The 24,575-nt window shown below is 51.0% G+C and carries 18 protein-coding genes and 1 pseudogene; 12 read left to right on the top strand and 7 right to left on the bottom strand.

The features are described from left to right. Positions 1-82: 82 nt before the first annotated feature. Complete coding sequence (locus MKQ68_RS14710; RefSeq protein WP_264279791.1) at positions 83-1,459, top strand: sigma-54-dependent transcriptional regulator; 1,377 nt, start codon at positions 83-85, stop codon at positions 1,457-1,459. Next, positions 1,452-2,111, top strand: coding sequence for an alpha/beta fold hydrolase (locus MKQ68_RS14705; protein WP_264279790.1), 660 nt, complete (start codon positions 1,452-1,454; stop codon positions 2,109-2,111). The genes MKQ68_RS14710 and MKQ68_RS14705 overlap by 8 nt, the downstream gene beginning before the upstream one ends. A gap of 465 nt (positions 2,112-2,576) precedes the next feature. Here MKQ68_RS14705 and MKQ68_RS25935 read toward each other — a convergent pair. Further along, positions 2,577-2,933 (bottom strand): annotated as a pseudogene (locus MKQ68_RS25935) (MerR family transcriptional regulator); the annotation flags it as partial. A 237-nt stretch (positions 2,934-3,170) separates the two neighbouring features. Here MKQ68_RS25935 and lepB point away from each other — a divergent pair. The 3 genes from lepB (at position 3,171) to MKQ68_RS14685 (ending at position 6,044) form a co-directional block, all read left to right on the top strand. Beyond that, entirely contained in the window at positions 3,171-4,361 is a 1,191-nt protein-coding gene (gene lepB / locus MKQ68_RS14695) for a signal peptidase I (RefSeq protein ID WP_264279788.1), read from the top strand. Positions 4,362-4,438: 77 nt separating this feature from the next. Then, positions 4,439-4,870 (top strand): cytidine deaminase family protein, encoded by a 432-nt coding sequence (locus tag MKQ68_RS14690; protein ID WP_264279787.1) that lies wholly within the window; start codon positions 4,439-4,441, stop codon positions 4,868-4,870. A 160-nt stretch (positions 4,871-5,030) separates the two neighbouring features. Then, the gene (locus MKQ68_RS14685; RefSeq protein WP_264279786.1) at positions 5,031-6,044 is read left to right on the top strand and encodes a tetratricopeptide repeat protein; all 1,014 of its coding nucleotides are present in this window, start codon (positions 5,031-5,033) and stop codon (positions 6,042-6,044) included. A 198-nt stretch (positions 6,045-6,242) separates the two neighbouring features. On the opposite strand, the gene argS is transcribed toward MKQ68_RS14685, so the two are convergent. Continuing rightward, positions 6,243-8,168 (bottom strand): arginine--tRNA ligase, encoded by a 1,926-nt coding sequence (argS, locus tag MKQ68_RS14680; protein ID WP_264279785.1) that lies wholly within the window; start codon positions 8,166-8,168, stop codon positions 6,243-6,245. 99 nt (positions 8,169-8,267) lie between these two features. Between argS and MKQ68_RS14675 the strand changes: the two genes are divergently transcribed. From MKQ68_RS14675 to MKQ68_RS14665, 3 genes are all read left to right on the top strand, one after another. Further along, positions 8,268-8,939, top strand: coding sequence for an HAD-IB family phosphatase (locus MKQ68_RS14675; protein ID WP_264279784.1), 672 nt, complete (start codon positions 8,268-8,270; stop codon positions 8,937-8,939). Between the two features lie 343 nt (positions 8,940-9,282). Then, the gene (locus MKQ68_RS14670; protein ID WP_264279783.1) at positions 9,283-11,619 is read left to right on the top strand and encodes a TonB-dependent receptor; all 2,337 of its coding nucleotides are present in this window, start codon (positions 9,283-9,285) and stop codon (positions 11,617-11,619) included. Between the two features lie 77 nt (positions 11,620-11,696). Then, the gene (locus tag MKQ68_RS14665; RefSeq protein ID WP_264279782.1) at positions 11,697-12,857 is read left to right on the top strand and encodes a PepSY-associated TM helix domain-containing protein; all 1,161 of its coding nucleotides are present in this window, start codon (positions 11,697-11,699) and stop codon (positions 12,855-12,857) included. 250 nt (positions 12,858-13,107) lie between these two features. On the opposite strand, the gene MKQ68_RS14660 is transcribed toward MKQ68_RS14665, so the two are convergent. Further along, entirely contained in the window at positions 13,108-14,481 is a 1,374-nt protein-coding gene (locus MKQ68_RS14660; protein WP_264279781.1) for an OmpA family protein, read from the bottom strand. A 350-nt stretch (positions 14,482-14,831) separates the two neighbouring features. On the opposite strand from MKQ68_RS14660, the gene dnaK reads away from it, so the two are divergent. Next, positions 14,832-16,739: a molecular chaperone DnaK gene (gene dnaK, locus MKQ68_RS14655; RefSeq protein ID WP_264279780.1), complete on the top strand. Its 1,908-nt coding sequence runs from the start codon at positions 14,832-14,834 to the stop codon at positions 16,737-16,739. Positions 16,740-17,056: 317 nt separating this feature from the next. After that, positions 17,057-18,091, top strand: coding sequence for a dipeptide epimerase (locus tag MKQ68_RS14650; protein WP_264279779.1), 1,035 nt, complete (start codon positions 17,057-17,059; stop codon positions 18,089-18,091). Here the strand turns inward: MKQ68_RS14650 and MKQ68_RS14645 are convergent. The 3 genes from MKQ68_RS14645 to MKQ68_RS14635 form a co-directional block, all read right to left on the bottom strand. Next, complete coding sequence (locus MKQ68_RS14645; RefSeq protein ID WP_264279778.1) at positions 18,024-18,551, bottom strand: hypothetical protein; 528 nt, start codon at positions 18,549-18,551, stop codon at positions 18,024-18,026. The two genes, MKQ68_RS14650 and MKQ68_RS14645, sit on opposite strands and share 68 nt — an antisense overlap. Before the next feature lie 197 nt (positions 18,552-18,748). Then, positions 18,749-19,024, bottom strand: a complete 276-nt coding sequence (locus MKQ68_RS14640; protein WP_264279777.1) for a hypothetical protein — start codon at positions 19,022-19,024, stop codon at positions 18,749-18,751. Beyond that, entirely contained in the window at positions 19,011-20,534 is a 1,524-nt protein-coding gene (locus tag MKQ68_RS14635) for a C25 family cysteine peptidase (protein WP_264279776.1), read from the bottom strand. The genes MKQ68_RS14640 and MKQ68_RS14635 overlap by 14 nt, the downstream gene beginning before the upstream one ends. A 70-nt stretch (positions 20,535-20,604) precedes the next feature. On the opposite strand from MKQ68_RS14635, the gene MKQ68_RS14630 reads away from it, so the two are divergent. Continuing rightward, on the top strand, positions 20,605-21,807 hold the full coding sequence (locus tag MKQ68_RS14630) for a DUF6807 domain-containing protein (protein WP_264279775.1): 1,203 nt from the start codon (positions 20,605-20,607) through the stop codon (positions 21,805-21,807). Positions 21,808-21,931: 124 nt separating this feature from the next. On the opposite strand, the gene MKQ68_RS14625 is transcribed toward MKQ68_RS14630, so the two are convergent. Beyond that, complete coding sequence (locus MKQ68_RS14625) at positions 21,932-23,287, bottom strand: NAD-dependent succinate-semialdehyde dehydrogenase (RefSeq protein WP_264279774.1); 1,356 nt, start codon at positions 23,285-23,287, stop codon at positions 21,932-21,934. A gap of 111 nt (positions 23,288-23,398) precedes the next feature. Here MKQ68_RS14625 and MKQ68_RS14620 point away from each other — a divergent pair, with 111 nt between their 5' ends. Next, on the top strand, positions 23,399-24,556 hold the full coding sequence (locus MKQ68_RS14620; protein WP_244839416.1) for an MFS transporter: 1,158 nt from the start codon (positions 23,399-23,401) through the stop codon (positions 24,554-24,556). Positions 24,557-24,575: the final 19 nt, after the last annotated feature.

Genomic DNA, 24,575 nt, shown 5'->3' with positions numbered 1-24,575 from the left:
ATCAGCAAAAAAAAGACTTTTAACGGCTATTTAATCGCATTGTGTTATTTTTGGCACTGTTTAATATAATGGACAGCACACTATGGCCAATATCCTGATTATCGACGATGAAAAAAGTATCCGTAAAACGCTTTCGGAAATTCTTACCTATGAAGGGTATAAGATAGATGAAGCGGCCGACGGCGCAGAGGGTTTTAAGATGTTCCAGGGCAAATCGTATGACGCGGTGCTCTGCGATATTAAGATGCCTAAAATGGACGGCCTCGAGTTCCTCGAAAAAGCAAAAGAAATCAATCCAGACGTGCCCATCGTAATGGTATCGGGCCACGGTAATATCGATACCGCGGTAGAGGCGGTAAAAAAAGGCGCGTACGACTATATTTCCAAACCGCCGGACTTAAACCGTTTACTGATCACGCTGCGTAACGCGATGGACAAAACCACGCTGGTGGCCGAAACCAAAACGCTGCGTAAGAAGGTGAACAAAACCCCGGAAATGATCGGCGAAGCGTCTGCGATCCTGAAGATTAAAGACACCATTCAGAAAGTAGCCCCTACGGACGCACGCGTACTCATCACCGGCGAAAACGGGGTGGGTAAAGAAGTGGTAGCCCGTTGGATTCACGCCCACAGCAACCGCAACAGCGGTCCGATGGTGGAGGTGAACTGTGCCGCCATCCCCGGCGAACTGATCGAAAGTGAACTGTTTGGTCATGAGAAAGGCTCCTTTACTTCCGCCGTGAAACAACGCATCGGTAAGTTCGAGCAGGCCAGCGGCGGTACGCTGTTTCTCGATGAAATAGGCGATATGAGCCTGAGTGCACAGGCCAAAGTGCTGCGTGCTTTACAGGAAGGCAAAATTACCCGCGTGGGCGGTGATAAAGAGATTAGTGTGGACGTAAGGGTGGTAGCCGCTACCAATAAAGATCTGCTGAAAGAAGTGGAAGACAAAAACTTCCGCCTCGACTTATACCACCGTTTAAGTGTGATCCTGATCCACGTGCCTTCGCTGAACGACCGTAAAGAAGATATTCCGTTGCTGGTAGAACACTTCCTCGACGGCATCTGCAATGAGTATGGCACTGCGCGTAAGCAGGTGGACAAAGACGCGATCAAGGCGTTGCAGGCGCATAACTGGACGGGCAACATCCGGGAACTGCGTAACGTGGTGGAACGATTGGTGATCCTTTCGGGCAAAACGATCGTGGCCGATGATGTTGACAATTACGTAGTGCCGAATCACGACAAAAAAAGCAACTACCTGAGTGACGAGCTGTTAGACTTTAACCGGCTGCACGAGTTTCGCGAAGAGGTAGAGCGCATTTTCATTGAGTTCATGCTACGCAAGAACGCCTGGAACATGACGCATACCGCGCAGGAACTCGGCATACAGAGAAGTCACTTATATAACAAGCTGGAACGCTACGGGATAAAAAAATCCGGGGCAGACGATGAGTAAACATATCTACATGATCAGCGGCCTGGGGGCAGATGGCCGTGTATTTGGCAACCTTGAGTTTCCTGAAGGGTATGAAACGCATTACCTGCCCTGGATTAAACCTGCCAGTGCCGACGAATCCATCGCGGAATACGCTGCACGCATGGCGCAGGAAATCAAACATGATAACCCCATTCTTCTCGGACTTTCTTTCGGCGGTATGATGTGTGTGGAAATTGCGCGCATCGTCAATGCACAACAGGTGATCCTGCTCTCGAGTATCAAACATAAGAAAGAGCGGCCGCCTTACTATAGCTACAATCTCTTCTCCAAATTCGTACTCCGCAAAATGCCCGACAGTCTCCTGTTTGGCCGGCGGCGCCTCATCGTGGAGTTTTTCCTGCAAACGAAAACAAAGTATGAACTGCAACTGGTGCGCGAGTACCTGGCTAAAAAAGATTACGCCTACACCCGCTGGGCGATGTGTGTGATCTGCCAGTGGAAAAATGAATGGATGCCCGAATCCGTCGTGCATATACACGGCACCAAAGATCGTCCCTTCCCGATCCGTTACCTGCAGCCGACGCACCGCATTAATGGCGGCGGACACTTCATGGTACTGAATCGCGCAGCAGAGATCAATGCGATCCTCCGCGAGTCGCTCGCGAACTAACTGCTTTTTTCCTTTCGTAAATTCCAGTATTTCATCCAGCGAATGTAACGCGCTGATGTTGGCGGGCAAGGTATGCGCAATGCGCTCCGTTTGCGGTCCGGATACAATAATGTGTACATCCGGGAACATCCCGGCCATCTGTTGCAGGTAGGCGTCCATGTCTTTATGATCGAAACAAGTGAGCATATGTGTGTAGATATGCGTAACGCGGCGGCGGTCCGTGAAGAACTTAAGGTCTTCCAGAGGCACACTCGGGCCGAGGTTTACCACCTGGCTGCCGTTTTGTTTCAGCAAATATTGTATAAAGAGGAGGGGGATTTCGTGATACTCACCTTCCGGCAAAAAGAGCAGGAATTGATTCGGTGTGTTGTCGCGCGGTAGCTCCAGCCCGTCGATAGCCACCATCATTTTCTTGCGCACGATCAGCGAAGCAAAGTGTTCCTGTGCGGGATTAACGCAGTCGTTGAGCCAAAGCAGCCCCACGCGCTGCAGGAACGGGTAAATCACCTGCAGGATCGTTTTCTCGAAGCCAAATCGCAGCAGGGCATTGTTAAACACCTTTTCAAATCGCTGCTGGTCAAAGTCGATCATGGCTTCTACCAGCTGGTTGCTAAAGGGTTGGAACAGATCTTCGGAAATCTTTTCTTCCAGCGAGCGGTGGCGGATCTCGTCTTCCGTCATCTCCGCGATCTTGGAAATTTTAACACCGCGGTGGTACAGGTAAGATACGCGCATAATGTGTTTAAGATCGTCGTTGTCGTACACCCGGTGATTTGTATCCTTACGCTTCGGCTTCAGCAGGTTATAGCGCTGCTCCCACACCCGGATGGTGTGGGCTTTGATGCCGGTGAGCAATTCAATATCTTTTATGGAAAAACTGTTCAAAGTAATACGTGTAGAATTAAACAAAAATATAACTTAAGAAGTTGAACGAACGTGGTATTTTTTTATGCCTTTTCACGGTTTTATGAAAACTTTATATTGGATAAAGCTGGTTAGAATTAACAGAATATTATATTTGTTGCTTAAAGCACTTAAACTACAACTAAAAGTCACCGAATGAATCTTGCATTTTGGAGAAAGAAAGATGGACAGCAGAAAAAGAAGTCGCCCCTACGCGAGTGGATCGACGCGGCTGTTTTTGCGATCATCGCAGCCACGCTGATCCGTACTTTCATTTTTGAAGCTTACACCATTCCTACTCCTTCTATGGAGAAAACGCTCCTCGTGAACGACTTTCTCTTCGTGAGCAAGATCAGCTATGGCCCGCGCGTACCGATGACGCCGCTGGCGGTGCCTTTTACTCATCACACCCTCCCTTTCACCAAATACAGCAAAGCTTATTCCGAAGCGGTGCAGTGGAAATACCGCCGCTGGTGGGGCTTTACCGACGTTAAACGGAACGACGTAGTGGTATTCAACTTCCCCGAAGGCGATACGGTTGCCCTCGAAAAGCAGGACCAGAGCTATTATGCGCTGGTACGTGCCGAAGGTCGCGAAAAGGTGTGGCAGGATTACAAGGTAACTTCCCGACCGGTAGATAAACGCGAAAACTATATTAAACGCTGTATTGCCATCGGTGGCGATTCGGTGAAAATGATCAACACGGTGGTGTACGTGAATGGTCAGCCTGCGCCTGTACCGCCGCAGAGTGAACATATGTACATCGTTACCACATCAGGCAGTGAACTGAACCGCACCCGCCTCGAGGAAATGGGTGTAGACAATATCGACGGCAGTTTTGTTGGCAACAACAATTTTGTATACAATTTAACGACAGAGAACGTACCTGTATTGCAGCAGATGAAACCTGCGGTAGTAAATGTACAACCGTACCTGCGTTACGAACCCGGTGTAGCTGAACCTAACCCCGATTCCATGTTCCCGCATGACACTGCGCTGGGCTGGAACGGCGATAACTTTGGCCCGATCTGGGTGCCAAAGAAAGGTGCCACTATTAAACTGAGCGCTTCCAACATCGCATTCTACCGCCGCATCATCGGTGTGTACGAAGGCAACACCCTGGAAGAGAAGAACGGAGGGTTCTATGTAAATGGTCAGGCTACCGACCAGTACACCTTTAAAATGAACTATTACTGGATGATGGGTGATAACCGCAACAACTCACTCGATAGCCGCTATTGGGGTTTTGTGCCGGAAGATCACGTAGTGGGCAAAGCCTGGCTTATCTGGATGAGTTATGGTAAAGACGGCATCCGCTGGAGCCGCCTGTTCCGCGGTATTCACTAACCAGTTTACAATATTACAGTCGAAGGGATGAAGGGCAACTTTCATCCCTTTGCTTTTTATTCCTTAAATTGTAAAGGATGAAAAAAGTCACGCAATCATTTGAATACCTGCAGGCCGACGACCTGCAATTCCTTGCCCCCGAAGATGCTGCGCTGATCGTGCAGGCGCGCCAAGGTGTGCAACATGCTTATGCTCCTTACTCCAACTTTCGCGTGGCCGCCGTGGTGAAACTCGATAATGGTGAAACGATTACGGGGACCAACCAGGAGAACGCGTCTTACCCGGTGGGCATCTGTGCAGAACGTACGGCCCTATCCGCCGCATCCGCCGTGTATCCCGGCGTAGGTATCGAAGCTATTGCTGTCAGTTATCAAAACGAACAGGGGGAGGTGCGGTGCCTATTTCACCCTGTGGCATTTGCCGGCAAACATTGCTGGAGTACGAGCAGCGGCAGCAAAAGCCGATCCGTATATTGCTGGGCGGACAAACTGGTCCGGTATGGTTATTGAATACTGTGCAGGATATACTGCCTTTCTCTTTTACAGCGGGCAGTATGAAATAACCGAAAGTGCATAACACAGAAATAACACAAACGTTATGCATAAAGACTAGTTTATAAATTATGTTATATTTATATTTGTGAAACAGGGCTTAAACCTCCCTGGCTTTATGACCGTATCCCGAACCTGTATCCTATGGCTGCAGTTGCTGCTTTTTTCTGCCGGCAACCCTGCAATAGCATCCTCACCCGAGAATGATCACAAGGCAAAGAAATTGTATAAAGAAGGTCTGGCACTGAAACAATCAGGCCAGCTGAATGCCGCATCGGCGTGTTTTACCGCGGCGATCAGGGAAGATGAGGGGCTTACGGGCGCACATCTGGAACTGGCGCTGGTGTACCGCCTGCAGCAACAGACTGAATCTGCGAAGCAGCAGTTTCTCGTACTTTTAAGAAAGGAACCGTTCCATAAAGTGGCGCTGCAAAACGTAGCGGAACTTTATTACGAGCAGCAAGCCTTCGAAGACGCACTCACCTATGCACAACAGGCACAGGAAGCTGGCGCGGGAAGGATGGAAAGGATGATTGGCCTATGTTATTATCACCTCGACCATGCCGACAACGCAATACGCCATCTTACCAAAGCGTTAGATGAAGAGCCGGCAAACCCGGCGGTTCCCTACAAATTAGCGCAAGTGCTGGCACTTCAAGAGCGCTACGAAGAAAGTATCGGATACTACCACGCTTCCCTCCGGATAGACAGCACCCAGGCCAACTTATTTTATGAACTTGGAATGATTCATTACAACATGGCACAATTTAAACATGCCGCCGGCGCCTTCGAAAAAGCCAACGCTTTAGGTCGCCCCGCAGATGCGGACTACTATTACAATCTTGGCAACGCCTGTTTGCGGCAATCAGAAACAGAAGAAGGCATTCGCCACCTGAAATCTGCGCTTACCCTGCGTCCGAAAGATATTCGCACGATGCTTTCGCTCGCGAATGCGTACTATAAAAAACAAGATTACACGAACGCGCTCACGCAATGGAACGGCATCCTGGTGATGCAACCCATGAACGCCTTTGCCATGTTTATGCTCGGCAAATCGTACATCGGTGCTGGCCAGCTGGCCAAAGGTCAGCAAATCTGCGATCAGGCGCTGGCGTTAGGCGACGTGAAATAAGATATCGATTACGCCACGGGGCTTAAAAACACAGGTCGGCCCGGAACATGGCAAGCGTTCCGACAAACTGTTCTTGTGTTTCCGGTGGTATTTTTTTGAAAGGGATGTTCGTAACAGAACATCCCTTTTCTTTTGCAGAAGGAGCAACAAAAAAGGGCCGCGATCGTCGCGGCCCTTGCTGTTTTATAGTCAATATTCTTACATCCTTTCCGGTACACTAATGCCGAGCAGCTTCAGGCTCTGCGCAATGGTGTTGGCGGTCAGCGATGCGATCTGCAAACGCAGGTGTTTCTTTTCTTCATTCTCCGCGTCGATGATGGAGTACACATAACGGCCGTTCTCTTTCTTTGCATAGAAGGAGTTAAAGCTCTGTGCCAGCTGGAACGCGTAGTTCGCAATTACAGCCGGACTGGTTTCTTTTGCCGCATCTTCGATCACGTTGCCGAACTGCTCGTTCAGTACGATCAGGTCTTTCTCCAACGGCAACAGTTCCGCCATGTATGCATAGTTGTCCGACATCCCCGTGGTACCAAACTCGCGCAGGATAGAACGGATACGGGCGTACGCATACTGGATGAAAGGAGCAGTAAAACCATGCAGGTCGATCGACTCCTCCGGGTTAAAGATCATTCGCTTGCGCGGATCCACTTTCAGCAGGAAGAATTTGATCGCACCCAAACCGATGGTTTCATAAAGTTGGGTCAGTTCATCTTCTGTAAAGTCTTTCACCTTGCCCAGTTCCTGCGTTTGTTGTTTCGCAGTAGCCAGCATTTCATCGATCATATCATCTGCATCCACCACGGTGCCTTCGCGGCTTTTCATACGGCCATGTGGCAGTTCCACCATACCGTAGGAGAGGTGGTGAATGCCGGAAGCACAAGGCTCCTGCATCTTTTCCAGGATCAGTTTCAGCACTTTAAAGTGATACGCCTGTTCATCGGCCACCACGTACATGCTCTGGTCCATTTTATAGTCGTCGTACTTGAGGCGCGCCGTGCCCAGGTCCTGGGTCATGTACACCGAAGTGCCGTCGCCACGCAGCAGCAGCTTCTGGTCCAGGCCGTCGGCCGTCAGGTCGATCCATACGGAGTTGTCTTCTTTGCGGAACAGCACCCCTTTTTCCAGGCCTTCTTCTACTACTGCTTTACCTAACAGGTAGGTTTCGCTTTCGTAGTACATCTTATCGAAGTCGATACCCAGTCTTTTATACGTTTCGTCAAAACCTTTGTACACCCACTGGTTCATATTGCTCCACAGCGCGCGAACGTCCGGGTTACCGGCTTCCCACTGTTGCAGCATGATCTTGGCCTGTACCATGATCTCGGTCTTGTTACGCGCGAGTTCTTTCACCTCGTCGGCGATCTTGCCCAGCTTCTCGTCGTTGCCCTGGTTTTCCGGTTTTACGAAAGCCGCATGCAGCTTCCGCACCTTTTCCAGGTCTTCGCCGTCGAAGTCGGAGAACTTACCTTCCAGTACGCGGGAGATGATCGGTTCTGCCTGTTCTTTGAGAATGGACTCGAACTTTACATAGTAATCACCTACCAGGTGATCTCCTTTAATACCCGTGCTTTCCGGCGTGTCGCCATGGGCGAACAGCTGCCAGGCCAGCATCGATTTACAGATGTGGATACCACGGTCGTTTACCAGGTTCGCCTTGATCACTTCATAGCCATTGGCTTTGAGGATTTCTGCTACCGAGTAGCCAAGGAAGTTATTACGCAGGTGCCCAAGGTGTAACGGTTTGTTGGTGTTGGGAGAGGAGTACTCTACCATCACTTTCTTACCGTTAGCCGGTTTCTGCGCCGTTAACTTATTGTTATATGATGCCTGTAAGAAGTTAGTCCAGTAGTTATCGTGGATAGTGAGGTTCAGGAACCCCTTTACCACGTTATACTTCGCGATCAGCTCCGGGTTGGCTTTCACCAGCGCTTCGCCGATGGCCTGCCCGGTAGCTTCAGGGCTTTGCCGGCTCATCTTAGTAAAACCGAAGGTCACAACAGTATATTCCCCTTCAAACTCGGGTTTGGTAATATTCACGGCTATGTCCTGCGCCGTAAACGGCTGCTGGTATATTTCCTGTACGGCTGCCGCGGCAGCATTTTTGATGGCAGATACAACACTCATGCTGTAGATAATTGTTAAAAATTGTCAGACGGCAAAGGTAATCGGAAATCCGGACATTGTGAGGCACGGGCTTATATCCATTTTAAAGACCATTTATACATGCATACAGGAAACGAAACAGGGCTCAGGAAGATGATGATCTTTGACATGGATAACACCCTGCTGCAGCACAGTTTTATCTACACCGCCGCCCGGGAGTTTGGCTTCCACGACCAGCTCGTGTCGATCGTCGCCGAAGGCCTGGACGATATTCCCCGCACCCGTAAGATCGCCACCCTGCTGAAAGGCGTCGACCGGCGTGATATAATGGATGTAGCCACCTCCATGCCTTTAGTGGAAGATGCCGAAGCCGTGGTAAAGGAGCTGAAGGGCCGTGGCTACACCCTGGGTATTATCAGCGACAGCTACGATTGTGTGGCCGGCTACCTGCGCCAACGCCTGGGCATGGATTTCGCCTGTGCCAATGAACTCATCTTCCTGGAAGATATGGCCACCGGCGAAGTAGTCATCCCGCCCGCCTTCCTGCACCAGGCCGATAGTTCCTGCCAGCACGTATACTGTAAAACCAATATGATGCGCTACATGATGGGCGTTCACGGCTTCGCTGCCGCACAGGTCGTGGCCGTAGGCGACGGGCCAAATGACATGTGTATGATCACACATGCTTCGACGGGCGTGGCGTTCAATGATAAAACGGGCCGATTGAAGGAAGTGGCGAAGGTGGTGTTGCCGGAATTGAGTTTCAGACCGTTGCTGGAAATGGGGGAGTAGATACCGGTAAGTTTGGTAATTCTATATCATAAAAAAAAGTCGTCGGGGTGGCGTTTAAGTTATGTGAGAGTTATGTGAGAGTTATGTGAAAGTTGTGCGAGAGTTATGTCAAGTTATCGGAAAGTTATCTGGCCGTTTTTGCGAATGCAGATTTGTCTGTAATGTGATACTATTTTAGCGATATGGCGGACATGGGTCGCCCTTCTTTTGTTTTTTATAACTTAAGTTTTTTCCCTTTAGCGCAAATCAAATTCCGCATTTGATCTACTACCCCTCCGTTCGCCTGATACCTTTGCGCCTCGATTATTGATTTCCGCCAAAAGCCTAACCTTAACATCTTTCCATGAGAGTAATTTTTATCTTATGCCTGTTCATGCTCATAATGATCGGCACAACAACCGCACAAACAACCAGCCAGGGCACCCTCAAAGGCCGCGTAACGGCGGAAGACGGCACGGAAGTGCCAGGCGTAGGCGTTCGCCTGAAAGACGCCCGTAAGCAAACGGTTACCAACGAAAACGGCGCCTATATTATTCGCAACGTAGCACCCGGCACCTACCTGGCAGAAGCGTTCGTAGCAGGTCATGATATGATCAGCTTCACCGTGACCATCACCGCAGGCCAAACCGCGGAGCAAAACTTTCAGCTGAAAGCGTCACAGCAAACCCTCCAGGAAGTGATCATCGCCAGCGGTAAAAATAAATTCGCTAAAAAAGAGAGTGACTATGTGGCCCGTATGCCACTGAAAAACCTGGAAAACCCGCAGGTATACAATATCGTAACCTCCGAACTCATTAAAGAACAGGGCATCCTCGAATATAAAGACGCGATCAAAAACGTGGCGGGTGTTAACTCTACCGAAACGGTGAGCAACGGCCGTACGTCAACGATCATCCGTGGCTTCCGTACTGCCAACTACATCCGTAACGGCATGGTGGCCAACCAGCTGATCACCGTCGACATGGCTAACCTGGAGCGCATCGAAGTGATGAAGGGCCCTTCCGGTACTTTGTTCGGTAGCGGCGCAGTTTCTTACGGCGGCCTGGTGAACAGGGTGACCAAAAAACCTTTCGAAACCTTCCGGACAGACCTGAACTTTACGGCGGGCAGCTGGGGACTGAACCGCATCACTGCGGACATCAACGCACCATTGAACGAAGACAAAACCGCGCTGCTGCGGGTGAACTTTGGTCGCTGGGGGCAGGAAAGCTTCCAGGAAGCAGGTTTCAGGCGTAATTACTTCCTGGCTACCTCTTTCGCTTATAAAGCGAGCGACCGCCTCTCGTTTCTCATAGACGTGGAGATGTTCCGCAACGCCGGCACACAGTCTATCGCCTACCTGAACCCGTTAGGCGCCCCGGCCGATTATAAAGCCGCTATGGCGAAGTATTACAAACGAACGTTCTACTCCAACGACCTGGTGTCTGTATTCCCCGGCTACAACCTGTTTGCTAACATGAACTATAAGATCAACAGCAAATGGAATACGACCACCATATTTTCTACCGGCGGTGTAAATGCGCGTGAACAGTATCAATTCATGGGCACATTGTTAGGCACCGGCGAAACGCTGTCAAGGCGTGTACAGAAGTATAGCCATAACTACAACACCATCCAGATTCAGCAGAACCTGAACGGAGAGTTTCACACGGGCGCAATCAAACACCGCGTACTGGTGGGCGCCGATTACCTGGCGGATATTACGCAGCCTACTTATACCCTTGCCTATATCCATGATACGGTATCGACCACCGCATCAACACCTATCTTGTTAAGAGAAGATGTGGACAGGCGCCTGGCAGGTATGAAGCCGACGAACTATTTCAAAAACCATACAGACCGTTACGGCATCTATGTGTCCGATGTGGTGAACCTTACCGGGCAGCTGCTCGTGATGGCAAGCGTGCGTTGGGATAAAGTAGATGCGAAAGGATCTACTTCCCTGGTGACCGGCGCGACTACTGGCAGCTACAGCAAGTCGTCCTTCTCACCCAAATTTGGTGCGGTGTACCAGGTGGTGAAAGATCAGCTGTCTGTATTCGCCAACTACCAGAACGGCTTTAGTTATTCCGCACAGGTAGACCGTAACGGCAATGTGTTTAAGCCGGAGCAGGCGAACCAGTGGGAAGGCGGTATTAAGGCCGATCTACTCAAAAGTAAATTAAGCGTAACGCTGAGCGCTTACGACATCGCCGTAAAAGATAAAATCCGCCAGGATGCTGCCGACCTCACCATCTATTACCAGGATGGCACCTGGAAGAGCAAGGGCTTTGAAGCAGAGGTGATTGCCAATCCCATTCCCGGCCTGAACATCCTGGCTGGTTACGGCTTCAACGAAATCGAGATCACCAAGGCGAAAGACTTTGTAGGCAAACGTCCCCCGGCATCCGGCGCAAAACACATGGCCAACACCTGGATCAGCTACCGCATCAGCAGCGGAAAAGTATCCGGCCTGGGTATCGGCGCCGGTGGCGTGTACAATGGTGACATCGTATTCGACAATAACAACCTCACTTACTTCCCCGCCTATACGGTGTTGAACGGTACGATCTTTTACGACCGTCCGGGTTACCGTGTAGGAGTGAAGCTGGACAACATTACCGACGTAATGTACTGGGGCCCCTGGGGCGAGCCGCAGCCGCCGCGTAACTGGGCGGTGAACCTCACCATCAAATTCTAAACATTGGCCAACCGGCGTAAAATGAAGATACCAGGCAGGTATCTTCATTTTACGTTACTGACATATCGCGTATGAACATGAAAAAGATCTTCGGCTGGCTGCACCTGTGGCTGGGCCTCGTTTCGGGAATCGTCGTATTTATCATATCTATTACCGGTGCCATTTATGCCTGGCAGCCCGAAATCTCTGAATTCACGCAGCCCTATCGTTTCGTTACGGTAGAAAATAAACCCTACAAACCGGTGACGGATATACGCGCCGCCGCGGAGCAGGCCATGAACGGTAAAAAAGCGTTCCGGATCCTGTATGAAGAGGCAGGCAAGGCGCCCGTGGTTCAGTTCTATCAAAAAGAACCCTACTACTATTTTAATGTATATGTGAATCCTTACACCGGCAAAGTGCAAAAGGTGCTGGACCGGAAAGACGAGTTCTTCAGCTTTATCATCGAGGGGCATATGTATCTCTGGCTGCCCAAAGACCTTGGCCATGTCGTAGTCAGCTACGGCACGCTCATTTTCCTGGTGATGCTGGTAACCGGCATCGTGTTGTGGTGGCCCCGCAACAAGGCGCGCAGAAAGACAAGTTACCGTATTAAATGGGACGCATCTCCCAAACGCCTTAATTATGACCTGCACAATGTGTTAGGTTTCTATGCCAGCTGGATCGTATTGTTCGCCGCCTTAACGGGGCTGGTTTGGAGTTTCCAATGGGTGGCGCAGGCTGAGTTTTGGGTCTTCAGCGGCGGGAAAACCAGGCCTGCAGCCATTGTGGTTAAGTCTGACAGGAATACGCCCATAAAAGACAGTACCGCCATCAACCGCGTTTTTACGGAGTTTATGAAGATGTATCCCGATGCAGCAGCTCACACACTATCCCTGCCTGCCAACGACTCTGCCGCCATACATGCCCGTGCTTATCCTAACAGGCAATGGTTTCACGACGCCGATCATCGCTATTTTGATCAGTATACCGGAAAAGAGATACCTGCATCGTACCTGGGTAAATATGCCGATGCCTCCCTCGCGGAAAAAGTGGTACGCATGAACTATGACATCCATGTAGGTGGCATTGCGGGATTACCTGGACGTATCGCGATGTTCTTCGCGGCGCTCATCTCCGCGTCGTTGCCTGTTACGGGTTTTATGGTATGGTGGGGCAGGAAAAAGAAGAAGAAACCAGTAAATAATAAAGTGCCGGTGGCAAAGCGTATGACGGCGCAGGTGAAAGCGGATGCGTGAGGAGTGCCATGTTGTCCGGCGGTATCGGGTGAAATATTGGCTCCGCCGCTACTTTCGAGGGGAAGGGCTTAGCAGGCCATAAAAACAACCTTTTCCTTGCGGGGGCTATTCCGCTACGTAAGTCATAAAACTAACCCTTACGCCTGGAGTGCCTATGAAGCCGCCAGCCTATACTTCTCAAAAAAAGAGGCTGACCAGAAAAGCATTGTTGCTTTTTCGGTCAGCCTCTCTCTATTTAGTAACATTCAGATTAATAAAGTACAAATTCTACCCTTCTGTTCTGCTGCCTGCCTGCCGCCGTTTTATTGCTGGCGATCGGCTGGGTTTCACCGTAGCCTACCGCTTCAACTTTGGAAGCATTCACGTTGCGCTGCACCAGGTACGCTTTTACGGCTTCGGCGCGTTGCTTGGAAAGGATCATGTTGCTATCGTCGCGACCAACATTATCGGTGTGGCCACTCAGTTTAATGCTGAAGCCTTTTTTAACCAGCAGCTCTGCCACCCGGTCGAGGGAAGGGAAAGAAGACGGTTTAATGCTTGCTTTGCCGGTTTCGAACTCGAGGTTGGCGATCGCTTCTCTCACCAGGCGGTTATCGGCCTCGGTTACGAAGATTTTCACCTCTTTAGGCGCTACCGTGTCGCGAGGGAGCGGACAGCCGGAGCCGTCTACCTTTACATCTGCCGGTGTATTAGGGCACTTGTCGAACTGGTCTGATACGCCGTCTTTGTCACTGTCAGCCGTCAGTTTAGCGAAATCGGCGGCCAGTTTGGCATTCGCTTCTTTCTGTGCATCCAGTTCCAGTCTTACCTGGTCGCGCTGTGCTGCCAGGTCGTCGTACATTTCCGCGATCGGGTTATGCCAGGCCAGTTGTGGTTTGGTTTTGCGGCCCAGCGGGAACTCCACGCCAATATAGCCGTAGGAAAACTTGTCGCGGCCACTGCTGTTCACTACGCCGTCGAGGTTGTCACCATCGAGATAATGCATCGTGTAGCCGATGTCGAAATTCGCCGATTCTGACAGTTTGAACTTAAGACCGGCACCCACAGGTACATAAAACTCTTTAATGCTGCCATCGGGTTTGTAGTCGAACGTTACGTTGCCATTGGTGGTGAGGGTGGGCTTGTAGCCTGCCAGTCCGCCACCGGCCGATACATACAGCTGCATAAAGTTCCGTTTGGCGAAAAAGTTCATGTTGGCTACGTTGAACACTGCGTTCAGGCTGCCTGACCATTGCAACATGGTTTCGAACTGGTTGTATGGGCTGGAGGAGGTGCTGCCGTTACCCAGTTTTTTTTCATTATTAGCTTTTAATTGTCCACCCAGGAAGTCGGCGCGGAGTGACAGCATGTGTAAAACCTGCCACTTAACGTAGCCGCCATACCCATAGGAGACGAGCCATTTGGTGAAATCGTTGTGGCCGCCGGTAAAGGCAACAGGGGCCAATAAGCCGGCATTGATGCCGATAGACCACTTACGGTAGCCTTCGGTGCCCTTAAATAATCCGGCCGGCGTGGTAGTGACAGTGTTGTCTGTAGCAGACATCGGCTCGTCCTGAGCGAAAACGTGGACCGGGGCGAGGGCGGCTATACATAGCGCGGCCATTGCGAGGAATTTTCTTTTCATGGGAGTTGGTTGAAATATTTAACGGGTGTGGACGTACGGCAGCGGTTGTCGCCTCGTACGGTAATAGATTGTTCAGCTGCTGGTGTTTCGTTTCTTCTAAAATGAATAGTTCCGTTCGATTGTTCCGGTACAGCATTCGTGCCATTTATTTCAATACTGTGTTTTTTATATACGAAACGGGTGAGCCGAAAAGTCGGTGTGTCAGTCTCGTAACTGTAATAAAATCAGGCATTATTGAGGGTGTACTGACAATATTGCGCATTTTGTCACTTGGCATAATCATTGACTAACCATAGCAAATCTGCGACAACAGGTTTTACACTTACAACTAAAAGGAGAACTAAATAATCATGGGAAAGATCATAGGTATTGACTTAGGAACTACCAACTCTTGCGTTGCCGTAATGGAAGGTAACGAGCCGGTAGTGATTGCCAACGATGAAGGACGCAGAACGACGCCTTCCGTGGTGGCTTTTTTGAAGAACGGGGAAAGGAAAGTAGGCGATCCTGCAAAGCGCCAGGCGATCACCAACCCGATTAATACCATCATGTCGGTAAAACGCTTCATGGGCGGTCGTTTCGACGAAATTTCGACCGAAGCTGGCCACTGGAGCTACAAAGTAGTAAAAGGCGATAACAACACTCCCCGCATCGACATCGATGGCAGGCAATATACGCCTCAGGAGATTTCTGCAATGATCCTTCAGAAAATGAAGAAAACTGCGGAAGACTACCTGGGCACAGAAGTGAGCGAAGCGGTTATTACCGTACCTGCTTACTTTAATGACGCACAGCGTCAGGCGACCAAAGAAGCCGGCGAAATCGCAGGCCTCAATGTACGCCGTATCATCAACGAACCTACGGCAGCAGCCCTGGCGTACGGTTTGGATAAAAAACATCAGGACAGCAAGATCGCCGTATTCGACCTTGGCGGTGGTACCTTCGATATCTCTATCCTCGAACTGGGTGATGGCGTATTCGAAGTGAAATCTACCAACGGTGATACCCACCTGGGTGGTGATGACTTTGATAAAGTGATCATGGACTGGCTGGCCGAAGAGTTTAAGAAAGACGAAGCAGTAGATCTGCATAAAGATCCAATGGCATGGCAGCGTTTGAAAGAAGCAGCAGAGAAAGCGAAAATCGAACTGTCTTCTTCCCAGGAAACAGAAATCAACCTGCCTTACATCACGGCGATCGACGGTGTGCCTAAACACCTGGTGAAAAAACTGAGCCGCGCGAAGTTCGAGCAACTGAGCGACAGGCTGGTAGAAAGAACGTTGGAGCCTTGTAAGAAAGCCCTGAGCGACGCAGGCTTATCTACTTCCGAAATCGACGAAGTGATCCTGGTAGGTGGTTCTACCCGTATCCCTAAAATCCAGGAAGTGGTAGAGAAATTCTTCGGTAAAAAACCTAACAGAGGTGTGAACCCTGACGAGGTTGTAGCCGTAGGTGCTGCCATTCAGGGTGGTGTACTCACCGGTGAGGTTAAAGACGTACTGCTGCTGGACGTAACCCCGCTGTCGCTGGGTATCGAAACCATGGGCGGTGTATTCACCAAACTGATCGAGTCTAACACGACCATCCCGACTAAAAAATCTGAGGTGTTCTCAACTGCTGCTGACAGCCAGCCGAGCGTGGAAATCCACGTACTGCAAGGCGAGCGTCCGATGGCTTCACAAAACCGTACCCTCGGCAGGTTTATCCTCTCCGATATTCCACCGGCGCCACGCGGTACGCCTAAGATCGAAGTAATTTTCGACATCGATGCGAACGGCATCCTGCACGTAACTGCGAAAGATCAGGGTACTGGTAAATCCCAGAACATCCGTATCGAAGCAGGTAGCGGCTTGAGCAAAGACGATATCGAGAAAATGAAGAACGAAGCAAAAGCTAACGAGGCTGCCGATAAAGCTGCCCGTGAAAATATCGAGAAACTGAACCAGGCAGACAGCACTATCTTCCAGACCGAGAAACAACTGAAAGAATATGGCGACAAGATCCCGGCCGATAAAAAAGCCCCGATCGAAGCTGCTCTCGAAAAACTGAAAGCTGCGCATAAGTCACAGGACATTGCACAGGTAGATGCCGCCCTCGCGGAAGTTACCAATGCCTGGACTGCTGCTTCAGAAGAAATGTACAAAGCCACCCAGGGTCAGCCAGGTGCCGATGCAGGCGCTCAGCAAGGCCAGGGCCAGCCTAACCAGGGCGCTTCCGGCGACCAGGTTACGGATGCTGAGTACGAAGAAGTAAAATAGACGTAATAGCTATAGAATTTGGTCTTAAGGCCCCGGCGTTGTAACCGGGGCCTTTTTTTTGAATGCTTTCGAAGCGTTGTTAATTATGTGTCGCTTGCCCGTGCGGCCCGCTGGAAGGGCCTCAATATCCATTCGGTGCCTGCAGGATTATGGTATAATGCAGGCCTCATATTCCGGTAACCAGCAATTGAGCCAAGTGTTGTCACCCTGGGTCCCGGACCTGCATTGCTCCGAATGAATAATAGAGGGAATGCGTCTTTCTGCAACTTTTTCATCCTACGTTTGCACGAATCTGCAAATACTCCTATCTTTCTGATATGGAATTACAGTTTTACCCGGTCGCCCTGAAGTTCAGGCACACATTTACCATCTCCCGTAAATCGAAAGATGTGCAGCCCTTGCTGGTAATAGCCCTGTCGCAGAACGGGCTCACAGGACTGGGAGAAACGGCCGACAATTCCTACTACAACATTACCGTACCCATGCTGATGGAGGAAGTGGAAAAACACCGCGCCTTCATCGAAAGCTATCAGTTAGATACGCCTGAGGCGTTCTGGGCGGCCATGTACCCGAAGCTGCAACATAACATGTTCGCCCTTTGCGCCCTCGACCTGGCGGCGCACGACCTGTATGCGAAGCGACTGGATAAGAAGCTATATGAAGTGTGGGGCCTCGATATTTCGCGCAACCCGCTCACCGACTATACGATCGGCATCGACACCATCGGGAACATGGTGAAGAAGCTGCAGGAGTTTCCCTGGCCGATTTATAAGATCAAACTGGGTACGAATGAAGATATAGCCATTATCGCTGAGTTGCGAAAACATACTGACGCCATTTTCCGCGTAGACGCCAACTGCGCCTGGGGCGTAGAGGAAACCCTCCGTAACGCCGCGGCCTTTAAACAACTGGGCGTAGAGTTCATAGAACAACCCATGCGCGCCGATAACTGGGACGGCATGAAGGAAGTATACGAAAAAAGCGCCCTCCCCCTGATCGCAGACGAGAGCTGCATCACGGAACAGGACGTGGAGAAGTGCCAGGGCTACTTCCACGGCGTCAACATCAAACTCACCAAATGCGGCGGTATTACCCCCGCACGCCGTATGATCGATACCGCTAAACGGCTCGGCATGAAAACCATGACAGGCAGCATGAATGAAAGCACCGTGGGCACATCTGCCGTAGCCCATTTACTTCCTTACCTGGACTATACCGACATGGATGGTCCGCTGCTGTTGGCCGAAGACATAGCAGAGGGGGTAACGATCGTGAACGGGCGTATTATCTATGCCGAACGGCCAGGTACGGGGGCGATACTTCATCCGGACGTTTCATCCCGTAAAAGTTAAATGTGTACGGTGCCCTTTCATTACACACGACCATGTAGCCTACCAGCCGGTTATTTTCCTTCCGGGAAAAATACACCTTGTTGTTGAATAGCCAGTCACTGGGAATGCAGCCCAGCGTATACGGTATTCCTTTGTTAAACATCGGCTTCATGATAAAGTCGTAGTTGCGGTGGCCGGCGATCATTCCTTTTACGTGTACGAAATCGCGCAACGTTTTGTACAAGGCTGTGTCGGCACGCAAAGTGCCGTAAAAGCACGCGCCCTGTACACTGTCGATCGACAACACGTAGCGGAAATGTCGTTCCGAAGTGCGGAAAGAAACCGTGTATTCCCCTTCGAGGCTGTCGGTTTTTTCGCGGAAGAAATGATTTGAATGCTGCGCGCGCACCCCAAAAGAGCTGCAAAGCAAGAGCAGTAAAGCAATGCACGCACCCGGCTTGTTGTTAGAATGGCGATTCATAAACAAACGAGTTTTAGTGAATACAAAGTTGCGCGTAATAACATCGCGTTCGCCCTATATAGGACGAATGGCAGCCTGCCGGATCATAAAAGGATAAGATATGTACGCGCTAAGCCTTAGCTGTACAGTGTTTCAGGGGTTGATAAGTTGATGCGTATTTTTTGTGTTTTGTATGTTAACGTGACGAAGCAAGTTTCCTAGCTCTCCGGCGCATCGATTTCCACCCATGTTTTGGCGAAGAAAACATAATCGCTGATGCGCCCTTCTGCTTCGATAAATTTACCTGCCAGTGCTTCAAAAGGATTGTCCATAAAGGGATTGCCGCCGGCGTTGCGGATGAGGTAAGTATGTTCCCCGGTGTCGATATGTACACCGAGGTGCTCGCTTTTTGAGTTGCGTGCGAAGGTCTTCAAGATAAGCCTGCCCCTGAGTTTTACAGTGGCAGGCTCGTTATTATGTTTATTTGCTGACATATTCCCGGTAACCGATAATGGCGTTATTTTTTTCTTTCACCACCAGCACTTTCGTCTCTTTAAACTTACCGTGCGTGGCACTCTCCGAATATACATGAAATTTTACCGGTTGCGCGAAGGCTTTTGCACCACTGCGTGTTTGCGAAGCCTTAGGCGTATTCTCGAACGTCATCAACGTCGCTTGGCGAAAGCCTCTTTGTTTCAGCAGCGTATCTACCTGTGCCTGTAAAGCCGTTTCGTGCCGGGGTTTGATGATCGGTTTTACGATCAATTGCTGTGGCGTGGTAATAAAGCGCTCGAGCATCCTGCCTTTTGCTTCCAGTCCGTCGCGGCGGTTGATGCGCGTGTTAGCGTCTATGCTGCGCAGCGTGGCGGTTGTTTTAGGCGTGCTTACGACGGTAACGGATGGATCACCCAGGAGATAGAATTGCGCGATTGTTTTAAGCTCGTACGGATCGAGCGTGGGCCCCATTTCGTCGAGGAAACGTTGCCTGGCCTCCAGCAATGCACGACCGGTAGAGGCGCCTTTGATCACGTTGACCAGGAAGTATTGCGTGATCAGGTCTGCCAGTCCGTTCCCTTCCGCCGGACCGTAAGCAATGGTGGAACTGCCTACAAACGCGAGGGCGTGGTGTTGCAGGTAAGTATTCGCCATGCTGGGCTGGTCGTATTCGGTGAGTTGCGGATTGTACAATTGAGCACCGTAGCAGCACTCCGCGGCCACGATCGTGCCGGGCGTTACCTTTTTCGCAAGCAGGGTGGCGTTAACCGCTTCGGGATATACCTTGCCCTTTTGTCCGTAAAACGCAGGATCGTCCAGCGAGCCGTGGCAGTTGATGAAGTGTGTTTTCGGCTTGAACTGGCTGCTCGTCCATTTCGGGCCCTTCACCGGAGAAATGAACAGGGATGAGTGCTCGCCGAACATGTTGCGCAGGCTTTCTTCGGTTGACTTCTGCCATTCAGATACACTTACCGAAAAGTACTTTTTGTAATCCTTGTCGCTGCCCGGTTGGTGGTTGATCACATCTTGCACCAGTGCATGAAAGTAAGCCGGGTCAGATCCTCCTGGAATATCCGGCAGCCGGCCCACTACGCGGGTGGGGGCGATAAACTTCGCGGCGCTTACGCTGTACGAGGCTTCGCAGGCGTACGGTAAGTCACTCGCTACCTTTTGATCTCCGTCGTCTTCGCTATACAGCAGGTTGTTGAGCAGTTGAAAAGGCACTACGTCCTGCGCACCTACGATCAGCAGGTAGTCTGGCGAAAAGTGTTTGTACAGCGCATCGATCGCGTCTTTGTTTTGTTTCGCATTAGCCGGGTCGGTAACAGCTTTAGCCTTGAACTTTTGCATGTCGGCGGCTTTGTCGAGGAATACCAGTTGCGTTCCCAATCCACGTTTTTTGTCGGACGCCTGTAACAGCTTGAGGTCGGAGAGAATGGACTTGTGCTTACTGCCGTATTTACGGGTAAGCGCCGCCAGGTTGGTGACGATCAGTTTTTCTGTTTTCATTTTGGGGCTGTTTTTATGGGTAGAAAGTTACGCAATATTCCTATTTTGTACGTTCAACCCATTCCCGGATATGAAGAAGCTGACCCTGTTATTTAGTTTTTTTATGCTGAACCTGATGAATATGGATGCTCAAATGCTTGCACGCATTACCGTAAAGGCAGGAAAAGTAGCCCGTACGAACACGCTTGCCAGTATTTCGCTGGATCGCTTTCCTGCAACGGCCGATAGCCTGTTTACGTTGGAGGAAGTACGTAACGGCAAACGCCTCAACGTTCCCGTGCAGGTAGAGCAGGAGGGAGCCGCCCGCAGGCTGTGGTGGCAGGTATCAGGAGACCTGGCCGCCGGTAGTTCGCGCAGCTATGAACTGGTAAAAAAGCCATCACCATCAACTCCTCATATCTCACTAAAAGATGAAAACGGCGCCCTTATCATCGAGGGCCTGTTGCAATACAACTACGCCACGGTAAATCCGCCCGCCGGCGTAGATACCGTGTTTCGCCGCAGCGGTTTTATTCACCCGCTATGGTCACCCAAGGGAGCCATGCTCACCAATATGCATCCTAAAGATCACTATCACCACTACGGCATCTGGAATCCCTGGACGGAAACCGAGTTTGAAGGCGAGCGTATCGACTTTTGGAACCTGGTGAAGAAACAAGGTACCGTGCAGTTCAAAGGCTTTGCCAGTAAAACCGAAGGGCCGGTATGGACAGGCTTCGCCGCCCTGCAGGACCATGTGGTGCTTACCACGGGCAAAACCGCGTTAAATGAACTACTCGATGTGCGCGCGTATGAAAACTCACATACCTGGGACTTTGCATCGATCCAAAGTTGTGCGACGTCCAGCCCCTTGTTGTTGAAACAATATCGTTACGGCGGCGGCTTCAACATCCGGGGTAACGCCAACTGGAATGCTACGAACAGCCGTATCATCACATCCGAAGGCCATACCCGCAACAACGCCGATTCGTCGCTGGCCCGCTGGGTGCTGATTTACGGCGATACCGAAAAGGGACGGGCGGGTTTGCTGATCATGGCGCATCCATCTAACTATAACTTTCCAGTTCCTTTACGCGTGTGGCCCGAGAAGGACCAGCAGGGGCAGGTTTGCGTATTTTTCACCCCTACCAAAACGACCAGCTGGCTGCTGACGGGCGGCACGGCTTACGCGCAACGTTACCGGGTAAAAGTGTTCGATGGGGAGATGAGTACAGCCGCCGCAGAAGCCCTGTGGCAGGATTATGCAGCGCCGGTGGAAGTGACGGTTAAATAGCCGGCACTGCCCAATACAATCACAGTATATACACCGGCTGAAACAACAGCCTCGACAAGATATACCATGCTTTTGCGGGGAGTCCGCCCGGGGCAGGCAGAGAGCAGTCCTGCGGGAACAACCATTACTGTACGTAAACCGTTTTAAGGTTCAGAAATTCATGTACGCCTTCCATCGACAACTCCCTGCCATACCCCGACTGTTTAATCCCACCGAAAGGCAGCCTGGCGTCCGACCGCACCATGGCGTTCACGAATACATTGCCGCTTTCAATTTGCCGGGCCAAAGCAGCCGCTTTTTCAAGGTCTTTTGTCCACAATGAGGCACCTAGTCCAAACTCGGTCATATTCGCCAGCCTGATGGCTTCCTGTTCGTTTTCGGCGGTAATGACGGCGGCGAGCGGGCCAAAGGTTTCTTCGTCGAAGGCTTTCATGCCTGGTTTTACGTCGGCCAGCAGGGCAGGGGTGAAGTTGCAACCTTCCAGCACACCGCCTGCCAGTATGCGGGCGCCGAGTTTCAGGCTGTCGTTCATTTGTTTCAACAGCTCTTCGGCCAGGTCGGGGCGCGCCATTGGGCCGGTATTAGTACTTTCCAGCATCGGGTCGCCCTGCTGCAAGTGGTGAATGAGGTCTTGTACTTTGGCGGTAAACTCGGCCGCGACCGATTTGTCTACGATCCAGCGTTTAGCAGCGATGCAGGATTGCCCGGCGTTTTGCATACGTGCCTGTACGGCTACCTTCGCGGCCTGTTCAATATCTGCATCTTTCAACACGATAAACGGGTCGCTGCCGCCCAGTTCCAGTACGGTTTTTTTGATGTACCTGCCGGCCAGTTGCGCTACGCTCATGCCTGCGGGCGTACTGCCTGTAAGCGTTACCCCCTGTATCCGGTTGTCGGCAATCACCGGCTCCATACTTTTGGATGATACCAGCAACGACTGGAAAATACCTTCCGGGAAACCCGCCTTCAAAAACACTTTTTCGATCGCCAGGGCACAGCCACTCACGTTGCTCGCGTGTTTCAATACACCGGTATTACCGGCCAATATGTTCGGAATAGCGAAGCGGAACACCTGCCAGTACGGGAAGTTCCAGGGCATGATCGCGAGTATCACGCCTTTAGGCTCGTACGACACATAACTCTTTTGCGCATCCGAAGCGATGAGCTTTGGTTGCAGCATGCTTTCTATATGATCGGCGTAGTGTTCTGCGGTGGTGGCACATTTCTGTACTTCTGCAGTGGCTTCTTTCAGGGTTTTGCCCATTTCGCGGGTGATGATGGTGGCATGCTCCACGGCATCCTGTTTCAGCACGGCGGCCAGTTTACGCATCAGCTCCGCGCGTTTTGGTAACGGCACCTGCTGCCATTGACGGTAAGCCTTATCTGCCAGTGCCAGCTTCTTTTCGATCTCTGCCGGTGTATGGGCGGGGTATTCCGCAATGGTTTCCTGGGTGTATGGGTAAATGCTGCTGAAGGTCATAAGATGTTCCGTTTGGTAATGGTATAGGTAAAATTAACGCAAATACATTCGATTCGTACAACGGAGTTTGCATTTCAAATAGCTAATTTTGGTACGCAAATAAAAACGGATATGGCGTTAAGCAGGTGGAATATTATCGTGATGGCAATGTGCACGGGGTTGATCGTGGCCAATATTTATTACAGTCAGCCCCTGCTGGTATTGATCGCGCAGGATTTTGGCGTGTCGGAGAGCAATGCGGGACAGGTAACCTTTCTTACCCAGGCGGGATATGCGCTTGGCTTGTTCTTTTGTGTGCCTTTGGGCGATAAGATCGAGCGGAAGCGACAGATCTTGGTGATGGCAGGTTTGTCGTTGCTGGCATTATTGCTTGCGGCCAAAGCGCCTAATATTTTCGTGCTGAAGATCAGCGGTCTGCTGATCGGGTTTACTTCTGTTATTCCTCAACTCATCCTGCCACTCGCGGCAAACCTGAGTGATCCGCAGCATCGTGGTAAGATCGTTGGTTCAATTATGAGCGGGTTGCTCGTAGGCATTTTGCTTTCACGTACGCTGAGCGGTATTGTAGGACAACACTTCGGCTGGCGCGCCATGTTCTGGATCGCGGCGGGCATCGTATTTCTTTTGTGGATCGTGATGTGGCGGTCGTTTCCGCAAAGCCGTCCGCATTTTGCGGGTAGTTATGGCGCGTTGATGCGTTCGTTGTTTACGTTGGCGAAGGAGCAACCATTGTTACGTGAGGCCTCGGTGATTAACGCCTGTGTGTTCGCGTCGTTCGGCCTGTTTTGGGTAACGATCGTGTTTCACCTGGCAGCACCGCCTTTCAACTACGGCAGCGATGTGATCGGCATGCTGGGACTGGCAGCGGCGGCGGGTGCGCTGGGCGCTCCGTTGATTGGGCGTATCGCGGATAAAAAGAACCCGCGCATTGCGATTGGTTACGGGCTAACGTTGGTGTTCCTCAGCTTTGTTATCTTTTGGCTTTCCCAGGCAAATATCATTGGTATCGTGGTGGGCATTATCGTGCTGGACCTTGGCATACAGGGCGTACACGTATCGAACCAAACACGCATCTATGCTATTTTGCCGGATGCGCGTAACCGTATGAACACGGTGTTTATGACGGTGAGCTTCATCGGCACGGCGGCCGGCTCCGGCTTAGGTTTGCTTGTGTGGGACGTAGCAAAATGGAATGGTGCATGTGCCGCAGGGGCGCTGCTGGTAGGAACGGCCATTGCTGTTTACGCGATGACTTATAAGAAACAGTAACTAAAAAAAGCGTACAATC

This window comes from Chitinophaga horti (assembly GCF_022867795.2).
In the GTDB taxonomy this organism is placed as follows: Bacteria; Bacteroidota; Bacteroidia; order Chitinophagales; family Chitinophagaceae; genus Chitinophaga; species Chitinophaga horti.
The sequence above is the reverse complement of the archived record's forward strand: the minus strand, read 5'-3'. Positions and strand labels throughout refer to the sequence as shown.

What these genes read in the sequence shown, in the direction of transcription:
- argS (WP_264279785.1), bottom strand. Translation starts at nt 8,168, where the DNA reads ATGAGTGTTGTATCTGCCATCAAAAATGCTGCCGCGGCAGCCGTACAG.
- MKQ68_RS14665 (WP_264279782.1), top strand. Translation starts at nt 11,697, where the DNA reads ATGAAAAAGATCTTCGGCTGGCTGCACCTGTGGCTGGGCCTCGTTTCG.
- MKQ68_RS14710 (WP_264279791.1), top strand. Translation starts at nt 83, where the DNA reads ATGGCCAATATCCTGATTATCGACGATGAAAAAAGTATCCGTAAAACG.
- MKQ68_RS14630 (WP_264279775.1), top strand. Translation starts at nt 20,605, where the DNA reads ATGAAGAAGCTGACCCTGTTATTTAGTTTTTTTATGCTGAACCTGATG.
- MKQ68_RS14635 (WP_264279776.1), bottom strand. Translation starts at nt 20,534, where the DNA reads ATGAAAACAGAAAAACTGATCGTCACCAACCTGGCGGCGCTTACCCGT.
- MKQ68_RS14650 (WP_264279779.1), top strand. Translation starts at nt 17,057, where the DNA reads ATGGAATTACAGTTTTACCCGGTCGCCCTGAAGTTCAGGCACACATTT.
- lepB (WP_264279788.1), top strand. Translation starts at nt 3,171, where the DNA reads ATGAATCTTGCATTTTGGAGAAAGAAAGATGGACAGCAGAAAAAGAAG.
- MKQ68_RS14625 (WP_264279774.1), bottom strand. Translation starts at nt 23,287, where the DNA reads ATGACCTTCAGCAGCATTTACCCATACACCCAGGAAACCATTGCGGAA.
- MKQ68_RS14670 (WP_264279783.1), top strand. Translation starts at nt 9,283, where the DNA reads ATGAGAGTAATTTTTATCTTATGCCTGTTCATGCTCATAATGATCGGC.
- MKQ68_RS14675 (WP_264279784.1), top strand. Translation starts at nt 8,268, where the DNA reads ATGCATACAGGAAACGAAACAGGGCTCAGGAAGATGATGATCTTTGAC.
- MKQ68_RS14705 (WP_264279790.1), top strand. Translation starts at nt 1,452, where the DNA reads ATGAGTAAACATATCTACATGATCAGCGGCCTGGGGGCAGATGGCCGT.
- MKQ68_RS14645 (WP_264279778.1), bottom strand. Translation starts at nt 18,551, where the DNA reads ATGAATCGCCATTCTAACAACAAGCCGGGTGCGTGCATTGCTTTACTG.
- dnaK (WP_264279780.1), top strand. Translation starts at nt 14,832, where the DNA reads ATGGGAAAGATCATAGGTATTGACTTAGGAACTACCAACTCTTGCGTT.
- MKQ68_RS14685 (WP_264279786.1), top strand. Translation starts at nt 5,031, where the DNA reads ATGACCGTATCCCGAACCTGTATCCTATGGCTGCAGTTGCTGCTTTTT.
- MKQ68_RS14620 (WP_244839416.1), top strand. Translation starts at nt 23,399, where the DNA reads ATGGCGTTAAGCAGGTGGAATATTATCGTGATGGCAATGTGCACGGGG.
- MKQ68_RS14660 (WP_264279781.1), bottom strand. Translation starts at nt 14,481, where the DNA reads ATGAAAAGAAAATTCCTCGCAATGGCCGCGCTATGTATAGCCGCCCTC.
- MKQ68_RS14690 (WP_264279787.1), top strand. Translation starts at nt 4,439, where the DNA reads ATGAAAAAAGTCACGCAATCATTTGAATACCTGCAGGCCGACGACCTG.
- MKQ68_RS14640 (WP_264279777.1), bottom strand. Translation starts at nt 19,024, where the DNA reads ATGTCAGCAAATAAACATAATAACGAGCCTGCCACTGTAAAACTCAGG.